13 protein-coding genes are annotated in these 14,693 nt (G+C 49.1%); 4 read left to right on the top strand and 9 right to left on the bottom strand.

Going from position 1 to position 14,693, the window contains the following annotated elements; all coding sequences use genetic code 11:
• Positions 1-117: 117 nt before the first annotated feature.
• Positions 118-1,731, bottom strand: coding sequence for a glycoside hydrolase family 28 protein (locus MKX40_RS02110; RefSeq protein WP_339239219.1), 1,614 nt, complete (start codon positions 1,729-1,731; stop codon positions 118-120).
• A gap of 463 nt (positions 1,732-2,194) precedes the next feature.
• Between MKX40_RS02110 and MKX40_RS02105 the strand changes: the two genes are divergently transcribed.
• From MKX40_RS02105 to MKX40_RS02090, 4 genes are all read left to right on the top strand, one after another.
• The gene (locus tag MKX40_RS02105; RefSeq protein ID WP_301289677.1) at positions 2,195-2,947 is read left to right on the top strand and encodes an amino acid ABC transporter ATP-binding protein; all 753 of its coding nucleotides are present in this window, start codon (positions 2,195-2,197) and stop codon (positions 2,945-2,947) included.
• Positions 2,948-2,985: 38 nt separating this feature from the next.
• Positions 2,986-3,828: a transporter substrate-binding domain-containing protein gene (locus tag MKX40_RS02100; protein ID WP_339239218.1), complete on the top strand. Its 843-nt coding sequence runs from the start codon at positions 2,986-2,988 to the stop codon at positions 3,826-3,828.
• A gap of 102 nt (positions 3,829-3,930) precedes the next feature.
• Complete coding sequence (locus MKX40_RS02095; RefSeq protein WP_339239217.1) at positions 3,931-4,653, top strand: amino acid ABC transporter permease; 723 nt, start codon at positions 3,931-3,933, stop codon at positions 4,651-4,653.
• A gap of 151 nt (positions 4,654-4,804) precedes the next feature.
• Positions 4,805-5,455 carry an amino acid ABC transporter permease gene (locus tag MKX40_RS02090; protein ID WP_339239216.1) on the top strand — a complete coding sequence of 217 codons (651 nt, stop codon included), beginning with the start codon at positions 4,805-4,807 and terminating at the stop codon, positions 5,453-5,455.
• A 356-nt stretch (positions 5,456-5,811) separates the two neighbouring features.
• Here MKX40_RS02090 and MKX40_RS02085 read toward each other — a convergent pair whose 3' ends face one another.
• The 8 genes from MKX40_RS02085 to MKX40_RS02050 all read right to left on the bottom strand — a co-directional run bounded on the left by MKX40_RS02085 (position 5,812) and on the right by MKX40_RS02050 (position 14,461).
• Positions 5,812-7,149: an FAD-dependent oxidoreductase gene (locus MKX40_RS02085; protein WP_339242879.1), complete on the bottom strand. Its 1,338-nt coding sequence runs from the start codon at positions 7,147-7,149 to the stop codon at positions 5,812-5,814.
• 78 nt (positions 7,150-7,227) lie between these two features.
• Entirely contained in the window at positions 7,228-8,082 is an 855-nt protein-coding gene (locus MKX40_RS02080; protein WP_339239215.1) for a carbohydrate ABC transporter permease, read from the bottom strand.
• Positions 8,066-8,980 carry a sugar ABC transporter permease gene (locus tag MKX40_RS02075; protein WP_253429358.1) on the bottom strand — a complete coding sequence of 305 codons (915 nt, stop codon included), beginning with the start codon at positions 8,978-8,980 and terminating at the stop codon, positions 8,066-8,068. Before MKX40_RS02075 ends, MKX40_RS02080 begins: the two co-directional genes overlap by 17 nt.
• 279 nt (positions 8,981-9,259) lie before the next feature.
• Positions 9,260-9,970 (bottom strand): hypothetical protein, encoded by a 711-nt coding sequence (locus tag MKX40_RS02070; RefSeq protein WP_339239214.1) that lies wholly within the window; start codon positions 9,968-9,970, stop codon positions 9,260-9,262.
• A 30-nt stretch (positions 9,971-10,000) separates the two neighbouring features.
• Positions 10,001-11,296 carry a sugar ABC transporter substrate-binding protein gene (locus MKX40_RS02065; protein WP_339239213.1) on the bottom strand — a complete coding sequence of 432 codons (1,296 nt, stop codon included), beginning with the start codon at positions 11,294-11,296 and terminating at the stop codon, positions 10,001-10,003.
• A 103-nt stretch (positions 11,297-11,399) separates the two neighbouring features.
• On the bottom strand, positions 11,400-12,167 hold the full coding sequence (locus MKX40_RS02060) for a response regulator (protein WP_339239212.1): 768 nt from the start codon (positions 12,165-12,167) through the stop codon (positions 11,400-11,402).
• Between the two features lie 5 nt (positions 12,168-12,172).
• A complete protein-coding gene (locus MKX40_RS02055) occupies positions 12,173-13,996 on the bottom strand; it encodes a sensor histidine kinase (protein WP_339239209.1) in 1,824 nt (607 codons plus the stop codon).
• 276 nt (positions 13,997-14,272) lie between these two features.
• A complete protein-coding gene (locus tag MKX40_RS02050; RefSeq protein ID WP_339239207.1) occupies positions 14,273-14,461 on the bottom strand; it encodes an aspartyl-phosphate phosphatase Spo0E family protein in 189 nt (62 codons plus the stop codon).
• Between the last annotated feature and the right edge of the window lie 232 nt (positions 14,462-14,693).

Genomic DNA, 14,693 nt, shown 5'->3' with positions numbered 1-14,693 from the left:
CTTGCTCCAGAGATCACGTATTACTTATACCCGAAAGGCATCACGATCATTGGACCCATGGCTACGCCACTGCGGCTGAATTGGAGCCCCTTGTATAGCCCCTTTTACATACACTTTTTACCTGCGGATGATCACACCACTTCGTACTTCAGGACCCACAGAGATCTGGCGACCGTCTGTGTCGGCATCACTTTCTCGGCACACAATGCCTGCGGATTCATGTCCTGTCACCATCAGAAGTCGACCATCCGCCCCCTTGCCCTGAATGCGCTCCAACTCCGCCCCTTTGCACTGGTGCAAATGAATTAACGGACCTTCGGTAATCCGGGCGTTCAGTTCTGTAATCCGCAGATGCTTCGCTTGGGCACATTGAATACCTGTGCGGGCTTCTACATGGTATCGTTCAATGACTACGCCATCCAAAGGCAATTCCGGCAACCCACTTATGAGCAACGCAGTGTCCGCACCGGCACAGACCACATCCGATATTCGAATATCCCGGAACACTGGCGTCTCCTCGCTAATCTCCTGAGACAAGTCACTGCCCCGGGCAGACCCTTCCTGATTCGCATAGAAAAAGGAAAACGAGATGGCTTCCATAATAATATCTTTCATATATATACGCTCGATCTGAATATCCTCAACCACCCCACCGCGTCCCCGTGCGCTTTTGAAGCGAAGTCCAATATCCGTGCCGATAAACGTACAATCCGACACTCTCACATGCCGCACACCACCAGACATTTCGCTACCAATGACGAAACCGCCATGACCATGATACACCGTACAATCCCGAATGGTGATGTACTCCGATGGAAGACCCAGTTCACGGCCTTCGGCATCCTTGCCTGATTTCAGACAGATCGCATCATCACCGACATCGAATACACTCTTCTCCACCACCACATGACGGCAGGATTCAATGTCCAGCCCATCTCCATTCTGTGAAAACCATGGATTACGCACACTCACGTTACGAATGGTTACATGCTCAGATGCCCAGGGGTGCAGATTCCATGCAGGCGAGTTCTGGAACGTTGGACCGTCCAGCAGCACCCGTGTACATCTGCGCAAGCTGACCATGTTAGGACGCAAAAAGTCTCTGGCTTGTTCATAGGCGGCAACATCACGTACCTGCTCCTTATGCAAACGATTTGCAATGATACCACCTTCAAGTGCAGAGACGGAAGGCCACCAGATTTCTTCATCCCCACCCGATTGCTCTACAACACCACCCGAAGCGACCAATTGGTTCCATTGTGAAGTCGTCATTTTGGAGCGTTTTACCGGACGCCACGCTTCACCGCCACCATCCCATATCCCCTCACCGGTAATCGCAATATCCTCCAGTTGATCACCATCGATCGGGGATTGACAGCGTACCACCTGCCAGCCTTCGAAGCTTGATGCGATCAATGGATATTGATCGAAATCTCGGCTAAACGTAACCAGCGCCCCTGCTTCCACATGTAGTTCGATCCGGCTGCGCATTACAATCGGACCTGTGAGCCATACCCCGGCAGGGATAATGATTCTGCCTCCTCCCGCTTCAGCGCATGACGCGATTGCAAGGCGGAACATCTCCGTATTATCTGTTACCCCATCTCCAACAGCTCCATAGTCTGTAATTCGAAAATTCTGAGCGGGAATGACAGGCAAATTGGCTTCATAAGCTCGGACATCAGACTGGGCACCTGTACCCGTCGACATTGGGGAGTGATATGTATTCATCGTGCAGAATCATCCTCTCTACCTGTAATGGAAATGGAACCGTTATGAGATCAACTTTTCGTTTCTAGTTTCTTTAGTTTACTTTCAGACAGATACTTTCTCGCTCCATCATATCAATGGCCTGATGCACTAGGTTGAGCTTTTTTGCCATGTACAGTTAGAACTTGATGGAATTTGTTTTTATGATCAGAGTCATAAATGAAACATCATTTCTAGTATACTCTATACATCTATTCCAATGGTTGGTAAACAACTAGGAGAATAGATTCAATTTTCTGTCAGGATTCGTCACAAGAGATTTGATAACATAACAGGTATATAACACAATTACTGCCCATAGCCCTAGAAAGTCTATTACTTATGTCATGTTTTATCACAAACCAATTGCCATTAGCAGGATGAGTATGTATGATTAAATAACTAGTTTCAATTAATTCCTTATTATTCCTTTTACAAACATTCGTTGCAGAAAGGATGGGGTCTACTCTTGATTGAATTTAGGGGTGTCCAAAAGCATTTCGGTCATTTTCATGTCCTCAAGGATATCCATCTTCACATCGAAGAAGGAGAGGTTGTCGTCATCATCGGACCTTCCGGCTCCGGCAAAAGCACGTTACTCCGCTGTATTAACCGCCTGGAGACCATTACCGAAGGCGAACTTGTTGTCAGTGGGGTCCCTCTACATCAGAAAAAGGTGGATATTAACCTCTTCCGCCGTGACATCGGTATGGTATTCCAACACTTCAATCTTTATCCTCACAAAAAAGTCATTGATAACATTACCCTTGCACCCATGAAGGTGCGCAAACAACCCAAAGAACAAGCTGCCTCAACGGCCATGAAGTATCTGACCCGGGTAGGCATTGCCGACAAAGCAGACAGTTATCCCTCCCAGTTGTCCGGTGGACAGCAACAACGGGTAGCCATCGCCAGAGGACTCGCCATGGAGCCCAAAATCATGCTTTTTGACGAACCGACCTCTGCACTCGATCCCGAAATGATCGGGGAAGTCCTCGATGTGATGCGTTCCCTTGCCCATAATGGCATGACCATGGTCGTTGTTACCCATGAGATGGGATTCGCCCGCGAAGTTGCGGACCGGGTCATCTTCATGGACGAAGGCCGAATTGTAGAAGAGGCCACCGCCGCTGAATTTTTTGACAACCCCAGAGAAGAACGAGCACAGCAATTCCTGAGCCGTCTGATTCATCATTGAGAATAATCCAATATTCCATTTTGAAAGGGGTCTTATTCATGAAAAAATTGTTGATGTGGCCGTCATTTATACTTGTCCTTATTCTCTCGCTGGTATTGTCCGGTTGTAGTACAGGTGAGGAGAATAGCAGTAGCGGCGGTAGTAGCGGTTCTGGCGGAGATGCCGTAGCCAAAGGAACGATTGAGCAGATTAAAGAGCGCGGCAAACTTATTGCCGGCGTGAAATATGATACGAAGCTATTCGGACTGAAAGATCCCGCAAGCGGCAACGTTGAGGGATTCGATATTGATATCGCCAAGGCACTCGCCAAACAGATCCTTGGAGATGAGACAAAGGTCGAACTGAAAGAAGTCACTTCCAAGACACGTATTCCCATGTTGCAGAATGGAGACATTGACATCATCATCGCCACGATGACGATTACGGATGAACGTAAGGAACAGGTGGATTTCAGTGATGTTTATTTCGAGGCAGGCCAATCCCTGCTGGTGAAAAATGATAGTCCGATTACCGGCCTGGAAAGCCTCAGCGGGGTGAAAGTACTCGCCGTGAAAGGCTCCACATCCGCTCAGAACATTCGCGAGAAAGCCCCTGATGCTGAAGTGCTCGAATTCGATAACTATCAGGATGCATTCACTGCTCTCAAAGCCGGTAAAGGCGAAGCGCTGACCACAGATAATATCATCCTTATCGGCATGCAACAGACAGATAACAGCTTCCAATTGGTTGGTGGCAATTTCACAAGTGAACCTTATGGTATGGCCATTCGCAAAGGCGACACCGCCTTCGTGGAAGAAGTCAACAAGCTGCTCAAAAGCATGAAAGACAGCGGGGAATATGACACATTACATGAGAAATGGCTGGGCTCCAAGCCCGAGTAACCCCGATTAATGATGAGCACGCGGCGAATTCGTCTGCTGGATGCGATGCATAAGCAGACGTAATCGCCGTTTCTACATCTGGAGAACGGAGGCTTTGCCTATATGGGCACATTAGATTTCAGCGTACTGATGCGACACTCGGATCGTTTTCTGGAAGGATTCCTGAATACCATTCAAGTGAGTATTATAGCTCTCGTTGGCAGCTTTATCCTGGGCGCGATTCTGGCGATCTTTCGGATATCCCCTGTGAAACCGCTGAACTGGATTGGCACGGCTTTTGTGGAGTTTATCCGAAACATTCCCCTGCTGTTGGTGGTGTTCTTCTTCTATCTCGGACTGCCGGCACTAGGCATTTCGCTCGACGGATTTGTCTCTGGTACTCTGGGTCTGACCATCTATACCGCCGCTTTCATTGCCGAAGCGATCCGAGCGGGCATTCAGACGGTGCCGCGTGGACAACTGGAAGCCGCAAGATCCTCCGGCTTGTCCTATGTACAGGCCATGAATCTGATCATTCTGCCTCAAGCGATCAAGATTGTTTTGCCGTCCATCGGCAACCAATTTATTAATCTGGTCAAGAACTCATCCATTCTGGCCGTCGTCGCCGGTATGGATCTCATGTATTTTGCCGACCTGGTTAACTCGGATACGTTCCAACCGCTAAGTGTATACACCGTTGTTGCGCTGTTCTATCTGGTGCTGACACTACCACTCAGCTTTCTGGTGCATTATATGGAGCGCAGGTTCGGACAGAGCGATGCAGAGGCGCGCAGTACCAAGGGCAAACCGAAGAAGAACAAACCAGCCGGTCAGGTTACCATGTAACACATTGACATATACATGCGCAGATTTTTAGGGAGATATATTGTCTATTTCAGACCTTTCGATAATTTTGGTCCGTTATTTTGGCTAGTCCATGCCCCATCTATTGATCTTAGATATTCTATTCCTGCATACAGAAGGAGGCTAATAAAATATGGACTTTAGCGGGGCCTATGCGTGGCCCAACCTTCGTTTTCTGCTTCAAGGATTCTTGATTACCCTACAGGTCGCAGGGCTATCCATTGTATTCAGCTTCATACTTGGCACCGTGCTGGGTACCGTCCGGTTTACTCGCATCCCCATTCTGTCACAGATCGTAGCGGTCATCGTGGATACGATTCGGAATCTGCCACTACTGCTCATCATTTTCTTCATCCACATCGTACTTCCGCAGCTCGGGATCAAAATGTCCGTCTTTTGGTCCACGGTCGTTGGACTGAGTCTATTTGAAGGCGCGATGATCGCCGAGATCGTACGTAGCGGTCTGAAGTCTGTTGAGCGCGGTCAGGTGGAAGCTGCCCGTTCTTCCGGCCTGAGCTACATGCAGACCCTCGGTGGCATCATCATGCCACAGGCGCTACGCCGCATGTCTCCGCCGATGGTCAGCCAGTTCATCTCACTCCTGAAGGATACTTCACTGGCAATCATCATCTCTTTGCCGGAACTGATGCACAACGTGCAGATCCTCGGCGGCCAAAGTTTCGATTATATTATCCCCGCCCTCCTGCTCGCTGCGGTATTGTATTTTGTCATCAACTATACGCTGTCCATTGTCGCAAGGCGACTTGAGGCACGCATGAATTAAATGACTGAATAAATGAAATGAGCTTCCCACCGATGTTCTAACGAACCGGGGGAAGCTTATTTAGCCATTTTGGGGAACGTTTCTAACCTAACGAATCGTAGACGCTCTATTTTTCCGATTTACCCCGCCTTTACGCCGTATTTCAGGTTTTTGAGTAAAATAACTTCACTGAGATTCGTTACATTTTTCATCTCAGCTTATAGCCCCATATTAGACGTCTCAGGTTCGTTAAACTTACACCACAGTGAATTAAATAAATAAACATCCACGTTACGCCCACTATTAATGATTCATGCCGCTCCCACGACTAATCCTTCGTCCAATCCGCCCAGTTTTGCCCACAATCAGCTCATTCGTTAGATCGCCGCTCCGTTGTGACGTAATTCCGCCTGTAGTAGCTCAATTGGCAGTCCCATCGGATCAAGCTTCATCTTCACGGTTAGTGCAGCGGCTGTCCCTGCCGCCTCCCCGGTAGCCATACAGCTTGGCGTCAACCTTGTCGTTGCATGCGCCTCATGTGTGGTGGAGATGCAGCGTCCTGCCGCCAGCAGATTGCGGATATTGCGAGAGATCAGACAACGATACGGAATATCGTATGCCCCATCCCCTTTGATAAAGGCAGCTACAACACCTTGACCCGAAGGGTCATGAATATCGATAGGATAACCGCTTCTGGCAATCACATCCTCGAACTTCCGTCCTGCGACCACATCCGCTTGGGTCAACGCATAATGACCGATAATCCGTCTGGATTCACGAATGCCAATCTGAGGTGCTACCGCTGAGATGGAAGCCCGTTCGAATCCAGGCACATCACGCTGCAAAAACTCAGCAATCATCAGCACCTGCTTCCGCCCTTCCTGTTCAGCAGAGGTCAGATCCTCGGCATCCGTCGCATCGAGTCCCTGCACCCGGGTACAATTAATCAGCACTTCATCGTCAGCCGGTCCGGTAAAAAACAACACCTGGTCGCGATTAATCGGTACCCCCGCTTTTTTCCACTGGGAATAGAAGCCGCTCACCCCGGTTAACGGAATGCTGTCCAGCTCCGAGAAGGGGGTCTTGGCATAGAAATCTTCCGGGTGCTCCTGAATGTATTGCTTCACGCGTCCAAGATCCACACCACGCATGCGGAATTTCATGGTCATCGGCTGAGACTGGTTATCGCCATCTCTCCCCTTCGCCACCGAAGCCCCTGCAAGATAAGCCAGATCCGCATCACCGCTTGCATCCACGAATACGTTCGCTCGGAACTCCTTTCGTCCAGACTTGTTGGTCACTCGCACCGCTTCCACCCGATCATCCCCAACAACCACTTCATCCACGAAGCTGTGCAATAACAGCCGGACACCAGCCTCCTGCAACATCTCTGCCGCAACCACCTGAAAGATCGCTGGATGGTACGGCGTGACAGTATGCACAAATCCAACCGTATCGCGCAAATGCCCGGGGGAGCCGCCACACGCCTGCAAACGATCCACAATCTCCTGCGCAATACCTTGAATGACCTGCTCCCCACGTTCCGTATGGAAAGTCATCCAGGGATAGACCATAGCGGCAGTGGACATCCCACCAACGAATCCATATCGCTCCACCAGCACTGTGCGGACACCCTGCCTTCCAGCCGCAATGGCTGCCGCTATACCCGCTGGACCTCCGCCCACAATAACGACATCTGCTTCTTCCTTTTCCATGCTCATCCGTTCACTCAAATGTTGTCCCTCCTTCCGTTCTATTGCACGTATTTCTCGCCTTTGCACGTATTTCATGACTTACTCTTTCAGTCCCGTCATGGCAACCCCCTCAATGAAGCGCCGTTGTGCCAGGAAAAAAACAATTAAAAGTGGCAAGGTCGCCATGACTGTGGCGCTCATCAGATATTGCCAGGCTGTGCCGACCTCATCTGTAAACAAAGATAATCCAAGCGGCAGCGTCATTAGATCACGCGAGTTAATGAAAATCAACGGATCGAAGAACTCATTCCAGATCGTCACAAACGTGAAGATCGTCAGCGTAGCCATACCTGGCTTGGCAATAGGCAGCATAATTCGCGCATATATTCGGAATCGGTTGCAGCCGTCGATCATCGCCGCTTCCTCCAGTTCCGTTGGCACCGTAATGAAGAACTGCCTCATCACAAAGATGCCAAACACACCGCCCGCGCCAAAGATTGGCAGTAGTATCAGCGGAAGATGGGTATCAATCCACCCCAGCTGCCGCATGAACAGGAACATCGGAATCGCCGTCACCTCATGAGGAATCATCATGGCACTCAGCAGGATGAGAAATACCACATTACGTCCTTTAAACGGAATTTTGGCGAATGCATAACCGGCGAGAGAAGCAAAAAAAACGGTTCCCAGCACAACCAACGCAGAAATATAGATACTGTTCCAATAGAAACGGTGAAACGGAATCAATCGGAACACATCGATGTAGTTCTGAAATCGGAAGGATTCCGGTATCCACTGTGGCGGATAGGTGAATATGCTCTGAGGCTCCTTGAATGATGTCGATATCATCCAGATAAATGGCACAATCATGATTAGCGAAATCAGTGTCAGCAGCAAATACGTCCCAAGGGCACTTCCTATCTTCCTCCCCGAAGAATTAGGCATCGCCTTCATTGAATACCCACCTCTTTCGGAGCTGCCATTGCAGCAGCGTCAGGATCAGTACGATGAAGAACAGTACATATGCGAGAGCGGAAGCATAGCCGAACTGGAATAGTTTGAATGCTTTTTCCCAGATATAATAAACCAATACCTTTGTGCTGTTACTCGGCCCGCCCTGTGTCATCACATAGATCTGTCCGAATACTTTGAGTGAACCAATCACGGTCATGACCACAGTCAGAAACACCGTTGGTGTAATCATAGGCAGTGTAACGTGAAAGAAAGTTCCCCTTCTGCCCGCACCGTCCAATGTTGCTGCTTCGTACAGTGAACGCGGTACCTGCTGAATAGCTGCAATGAACAGCACCATATTCAGACCTACATTTTTCAGCACACTGGTCACAATCACTGCCGGCATTGCCAAATCTTCATTGTATAGCCACGCCGGACCCTTGATGCCCGTCATCAATAGAAGCTGATTAATCAATCCTGATTCTGTTGCATACATCAGCTTCCATACGATGGCCCATACGATCAGCGAAGTCATGACCGGAACAAAGATTGCTGTTCGAAAAATTCCGATCCCCCGCAGATTCCTGGATAGCAGCAACGCGAGCAGCAGGGCGAGCACAATATTAAGCGGTACCAGTCCGACTGTGAAATAAACCGTATTGGCGAGCACTTTCCAGAACATGGTGTCTGTCATAATATTCCGGTAATTCTCCAGTCCAACAAAATGATGATCCCCCAGCAGCGGCCAATCAGTCAGGCTCATGTATAACGCGAGACCCATGGGAAACAACAGCAGCAGCGTAAACCCAAGCACCATCGGCGATACAAACAGCCACCCCGCGATCTGCGCTTCTCTGGCGAGCGGTCCTCTTCTTTTGCGCTTGTGTGGATGGGTCACAATTAGCCACCCCCTTTTTATTCAAATTTCCTCCGAAGCTGAACTCTGTGACGATTCTATATAAGGTGAACTATACATTTACACAAGAACGTAGAGGACAGATAAAAACCTGAAGAAGCGAAGTGGTCGCCTAAAAGCTTTCTGGAAGAAAGCTGCATCGGAAGCATATGCTTATCCCCGGATTTCTCCCTCTATATAAGGGATTCCAAAAAAATCTGGGGATAACAGCGATCGGAAGGTTGTTCTGGCATCGGAGTACAAGTGTAAATATCCTTTAGTTCAACTTATATAGTCCGGACCGTTCAGACTGTCCACCATATTACGAAACCCGTTCACAGCCCTTCGCAGCTCTTCCTCCGTGTTGCCTGTCACAACCGCTCCAAGCATAATCGCTTTGACCCCGGTATCGCGTAGCACCCGAACATCCTCCGGTACCAGCTTTCGCTGGGAAGGAACCAATACCGGAACCTGGGCTTGCAAGACCAGACGGCGATACTTGAGCACATCCGCGAAGCTGAGCGGTGTACCATATTCTTTTCCAGGTACAATGGATGCCTCCAGAGCAGTGAAGCCGAAGTGAGCTGCCGATGTTACGAGGGAAGCATCATATTCCTCATTGATCGCAAACGTTGGGTCCAGCCCCAAGTCACTAAGCATGAAGGAAGGCAAGTGATGTGCATAGATGGAATAGAAATCAAAACCCAGTCCAGCAAGGCGCTCCACATCCTCCCGTCGTGCTCCATCTATACTGCCGGAAGGTACGACCCCAAGCGGACCACCAAATTCACTGCGGATCGCCCGAAATACCTCGGCATAACTGTCCAATGGGCCAAAATGATTCCCGCTGGCGCGATGACCGACATTATAGTGCACCTTCAGTGCATCAGCCCCCTCTTCCATGGCTGCCCGAGCCAAAGCAAGTTCATTCCCAGGCAGACTGACCACCAGGGACAGCGGTTTCCGCTCAAGTAATTCTTTGAATTCGCCCATTATTCTCACCTCCGGTTTCAATCGACTTACTTAGGGTTGCAACATGCTTTGGATCTCTTCCTGCATTTGTTTCAGGTTATCCTCAGCTGTCGCTGTCTTGGCAAACAATCGGTCGAATCCCTGCAATACCGCATTGTCGATATCCTGCCATCGGATATGGCCGGGAATTAAGCGCGCTTTGGGCATTTCATCAATGACGGCCTGCACAATATGCTCTTTGCTCGGGTTATTCGGCTGAAGAATAAATGCGTCCGAGTTCAGAACAGAGGTACGCGGAGGCACAAAGTAGGTGGCTGTCGCCTGAATCCCCTGCTCACTCGCAAAATACTTCAACAGCTTCTTCGTTTCCTCTGGATGTTTGCTATCGTTGAACATGGCATATCCGGCCTGCCCCAGCATCGGCACACTGCCTTGTGAACCGGAAGGCGTAGGCGCGATGCTCCACTCAAAATCCGTAATCTCCCTTGCCTTGGAAACATAGCTGTAGTTATCGAAGAACATGCCCACATTACCCGCATCGAAGCTGACCTGCTCACCTGCCTTCGGATGTGATTCATCGGTGAACATCATGCGCTCCAGTAATTCAAAAGTCTGCACACCATAGGCATCGTTCCAGGTGAACTTCGTCATACCTTCGTCGAATGGACCGCTTCCATTGGACCACGAGTAAGAGGAGAGCACCGCCCAGGTCTTCCAGTCGCGAAAAAAGTTGGCGCCATAGATTCGGTTGGTCGCCTCCTTGCTTGTAATCGCCTTGGCTGACTCTTCGAACTGTTCCCATGTCCATTGTCCTTGGGTGGCAAGTGTGTTTGGATCCGTCAGATCGGCCTTGTCGAACAGCGTTTTATTGTAAAACATGACCACCGGAGGTGTAGAGAAAGGTAGCCCCAGCAACTGGTCGCCGTCACGGAATAGATCAAGCGTACTTGGAATATAATCATCCAGCTTAAACTGTGCATCATCCTTGAACTCGGATACATCGGCCAGAATGTGGTTGGATTTGAATTGTGGTACCATTCGCTCCGATACCCAGGCGAGATCGGGAAGAGAGCCTCCAGCAGCAAGCACTGAGATTTTTTGCTGGTATTCTGCGAAAGGTACGGATTCCATCGTGACTTTGATGCCTGGATTTTCCTTGGTGAAGCCATCGATCAGTTTGTTGTATACATCCATGTGTGCCTGGTTGCCCCACATCATGAACTTCAGCTCCACCTCTCCATTCTCCCCGCCTGCACTGCCAGGTTCACTGCCAGAATTGGAGCTTGTGCACGCGATTGAAGCCACCATCATGAGTACAAGCATCAGTATCAGTCCTGCTTTTTTCATGGAAATCCCCCTTATAGACGTTGTGGTATACAGGTGCAACCAAAGTATAACGAAAGCTTCGTTCCCTCATAAATCACGTCAACTACAGAAATGGTATGGTATTTCAAGAAATACTGAATCGGTCTCGGTATTCTCCCGCAGTCCATCCCACCTGCTGCTTGAACACCAGCATGAAGTGTTTGGGACTCTGATGCCCGGATAACCGTGCCACATCATAGATTTTGAGACCCGTGTTGATCAGCAACCACTTGGCCCGCTCCATACGTGCCTCCGTGATGTATTCGGAATAATTAATACCTATTTCGTTCTTGAACAACTGGCTCAAATAAGTAGGGTTTAAGTGGACGAGATCTGCTATCGTCTGGAGCCGCAAATCTCCATCAGGATGCTGCTTGATGTGCTCCTTCACATCTCGGATAATCTTCCGCGTATCTCCACCAGCATGTTCTGCTTTCCCAGATGGCTCCGGGATCGAAAGGGTTGAAATACCATATCTGCGGTCCAGCAACAATTGAATCTTCTGTATGCATAATGCCAGTTCATAGCGATCGATTGGCTTCAACAGATAGTTCAACACCCCGAACTCCATCGCTCTGCGCGCATATTCAAACTCGCCATAGCCGCTAATGATGAGCATGAGCAATTCAGGGTACATGTCTCTGGCTTTGCTTGCCAAAGTTAATCCATCCATTTCACGCATGCGGATATCCGTGATTAACACATCCGGCACTTCACATCTCAGAAAATCCAGCGCCTCCGTGCCGCTCGATGCTTCGCCCGTTACCTGAAACTGAGAAGACGCTTGTACGATCAGCTCCCTCAGTCCCTGACGGATAACCGTCTCATCCTCTACAAGCAATACTTTATACATGCGCTTCAATCCCCTTTCGGTAGAAGTTGAATGGATATGGTGACCACCAGGCCCTGCCCGGGACTTCCATCAATGCTTAGGCTGCCGCCTTCTCCATAGATGAGGCGAAGCCTCTGGGCGATATTGTTAAGCCCCAGACTGTCCCCGGCATGGCAACGTAATGCCTGACTGGAAGGCTGTTTTGTTATGGATTCGTTTAACTCGTCAATCTTAGCCTGAGTCATTCCCTTACCGTTGTCTCGTACGCTAATCAGCAGCTCATGGTCGAACCTCAAGGCAGATATCCAGATTACTCCTCCATTTTCCTGCCCTTCAATGCCATGGTAGACTGCATTTTCCACCAACGGTTGCAGGATCAGCTTCGGAATCCCACATTCCGTTATCTGTTCCTCGATGTCATAGTTAACCTCCAGCTTACCGTTGTAACGTACCTGCTGAATGCGTACATAGGACTGTACAAAAGTCAGTTCTTCCCCAAGCGGAACCATCCGGTCCACCTTATCAATCGTATAGCGCAGCAGCTTGCCAAGCGCCGTCACCATGTCCGACACCTCAGCATGCTTCTGGCGAATGGCCATCATGTTAATGGACTCCAGTGTGTTGTATATAAAATGAGGATTCATCTGGCTTTGCAACGCCGACAACTCTGCCTCCCGCTCTTGAATGCCCAGCAGGAACACCTCATTGAACAGTCGATGAATCTCTTCCATCATTCGGTTAAAACCCCGGCTCATCTGTCCGAATTCATCATTGCTGAAGTGTGCTACCCGCTGGCTGAAATCTCCCTGCTCGACCCGAATCATGTGGTGCTTCAGTCGAATCAGTGGCCGGGTGATACGATAGGATAACAGAACCGCCAGAATCGATATAGCCGCCATACACAATACAGCGAACCCTATTGTGAAGGTGAGCATCTCACCTGACTCCTTTTGAATCACAGCAATAGGTGTAAGACTGATCACCGAGAGCCCGGAATAGCTGGAATGGTGTTGTACATAGAGATAGGACTGTCCATCCAGAACAACTTTTTGGTTCCCTGCATAGTTTTGGAGCTGTCCATTCATTAACAACTGGTCGTACGCAGAGATTCCTCCAGTTGAGGTCCGTTCGAACAGCAGACGTTGCTTGCTGTCGACAATCATCAGGCTTGCCTCTTGCTCAACATTCAGATTGGATAACATTTGGCCGAAGGCTTCCAGACGGATGTCAATCAGAATGTACCCCAATCGCTGGAGCGTACCCGGATCTCGAAGCACTCTGCCCACCGATATATACGATTCTTGCTGAACGCCCGTGTAGTAGCCGGGGGCATGCGGAGGAATCAGGCGCCACGTCCCTTCCGAGTCTTCAAGCTCTGCAAACCAGGCATCCTGTCTGCTGTCCCATACCGGTTTGACTGCCAGTGAATCGAGATTGGAGAACAGGATGCCGCTGTTGCTGATCAGATGAATTCCCCGAATCTCGGGTCGGTCATAAGCTTGACCAGAGGTATAGAGCTTCATTTTCAGATAATCCTCAGACCTCGCCCATGTACCAGACCCCATTGAACCGTTGTATTTGCCCAGAATGCCAAGCACCATCTGATCGTAAAGCGGCAAGAGCGACAACCGCTCAAAGTCCTTCAGCAGCCGATTCAGATTGGCGTTAATCTGGCGAACCAGTTCAATGGTGAACTGCTCGGTCTTGCGATCCATCGTCTGCGAGAAATGCTTGTAGTTCATCACTCCCTGCAAGCCTAGCGGCAGCAACGTCAGCGCCAGGAACAACAGGAGCAACTTGGTGCGCAGGTTTACGTTTTTTCCGAAAAAAGTGCGTACCTTGTCCATCATTTCCGTTCATCCCTCCCTCTCCCGATCATTGTATGAGCCCCCTTCACAGATCAATCTGGATATAACTGGGGTCATCATATCCAGTTTTAATGATCATTCGCTATCCTGCCAACCCTGGAATTGGTACGGAATTTCAAGTTATGCGCATTGGTATCAGGGTGAACGCAAAAAAGCCGACTGTATCGCTACAGTCGACTACGCTATTTCTATAGAACACATCCGCTGAGTTAATCTAGCAAAACAATTCGGTTGAATTAGACCAAAAAACCGACTGCATTATGCAATCGGTTGTCTGTTGCCGAGATGGCTTTTATATTTGAATCGATTATATTCATTAATAAGCTCGTCCAGCACCATGGACTGTCGAAGGACTTTGTTGTCTTGCATGCCATGATTCTCCGCCAAACGACTCAATTCATGCCTGTTCTGTTCGATTTGGTCTCTGATCTGTTTCGGTTCACTCACAGCATGCACCCCCTCTTTTTTAAACATTTTAGGATACATTGCCAAAAAATTAACATTATATTCCTTTGCAAGGTAAAATGCTTATTTCCATAGAGATACTTTCAACATCAAGCATTTTGCATAGAGATATGAAACCCTCTCATCACTACAAGATGTGGTGCAAATATATGGAGAGCATGTCTACATATCGTATTCGAGAATTTTCGAATCCTTAACGTTAAACTGATTCATG

Source organism: Paenibacillus sp. FSL R5-0517, from assembly GCF_037974355.1.
In the GTDB taxonomy this organism is placed as follows: domain Bacteria; phylum Bacillota; class Bacilli; order Paenibacillales; family Paenibacillaceae; genus Paenibacillus.
This window is presented reverse-complemented; position numbering and strand designations above follow the sequence as displayed.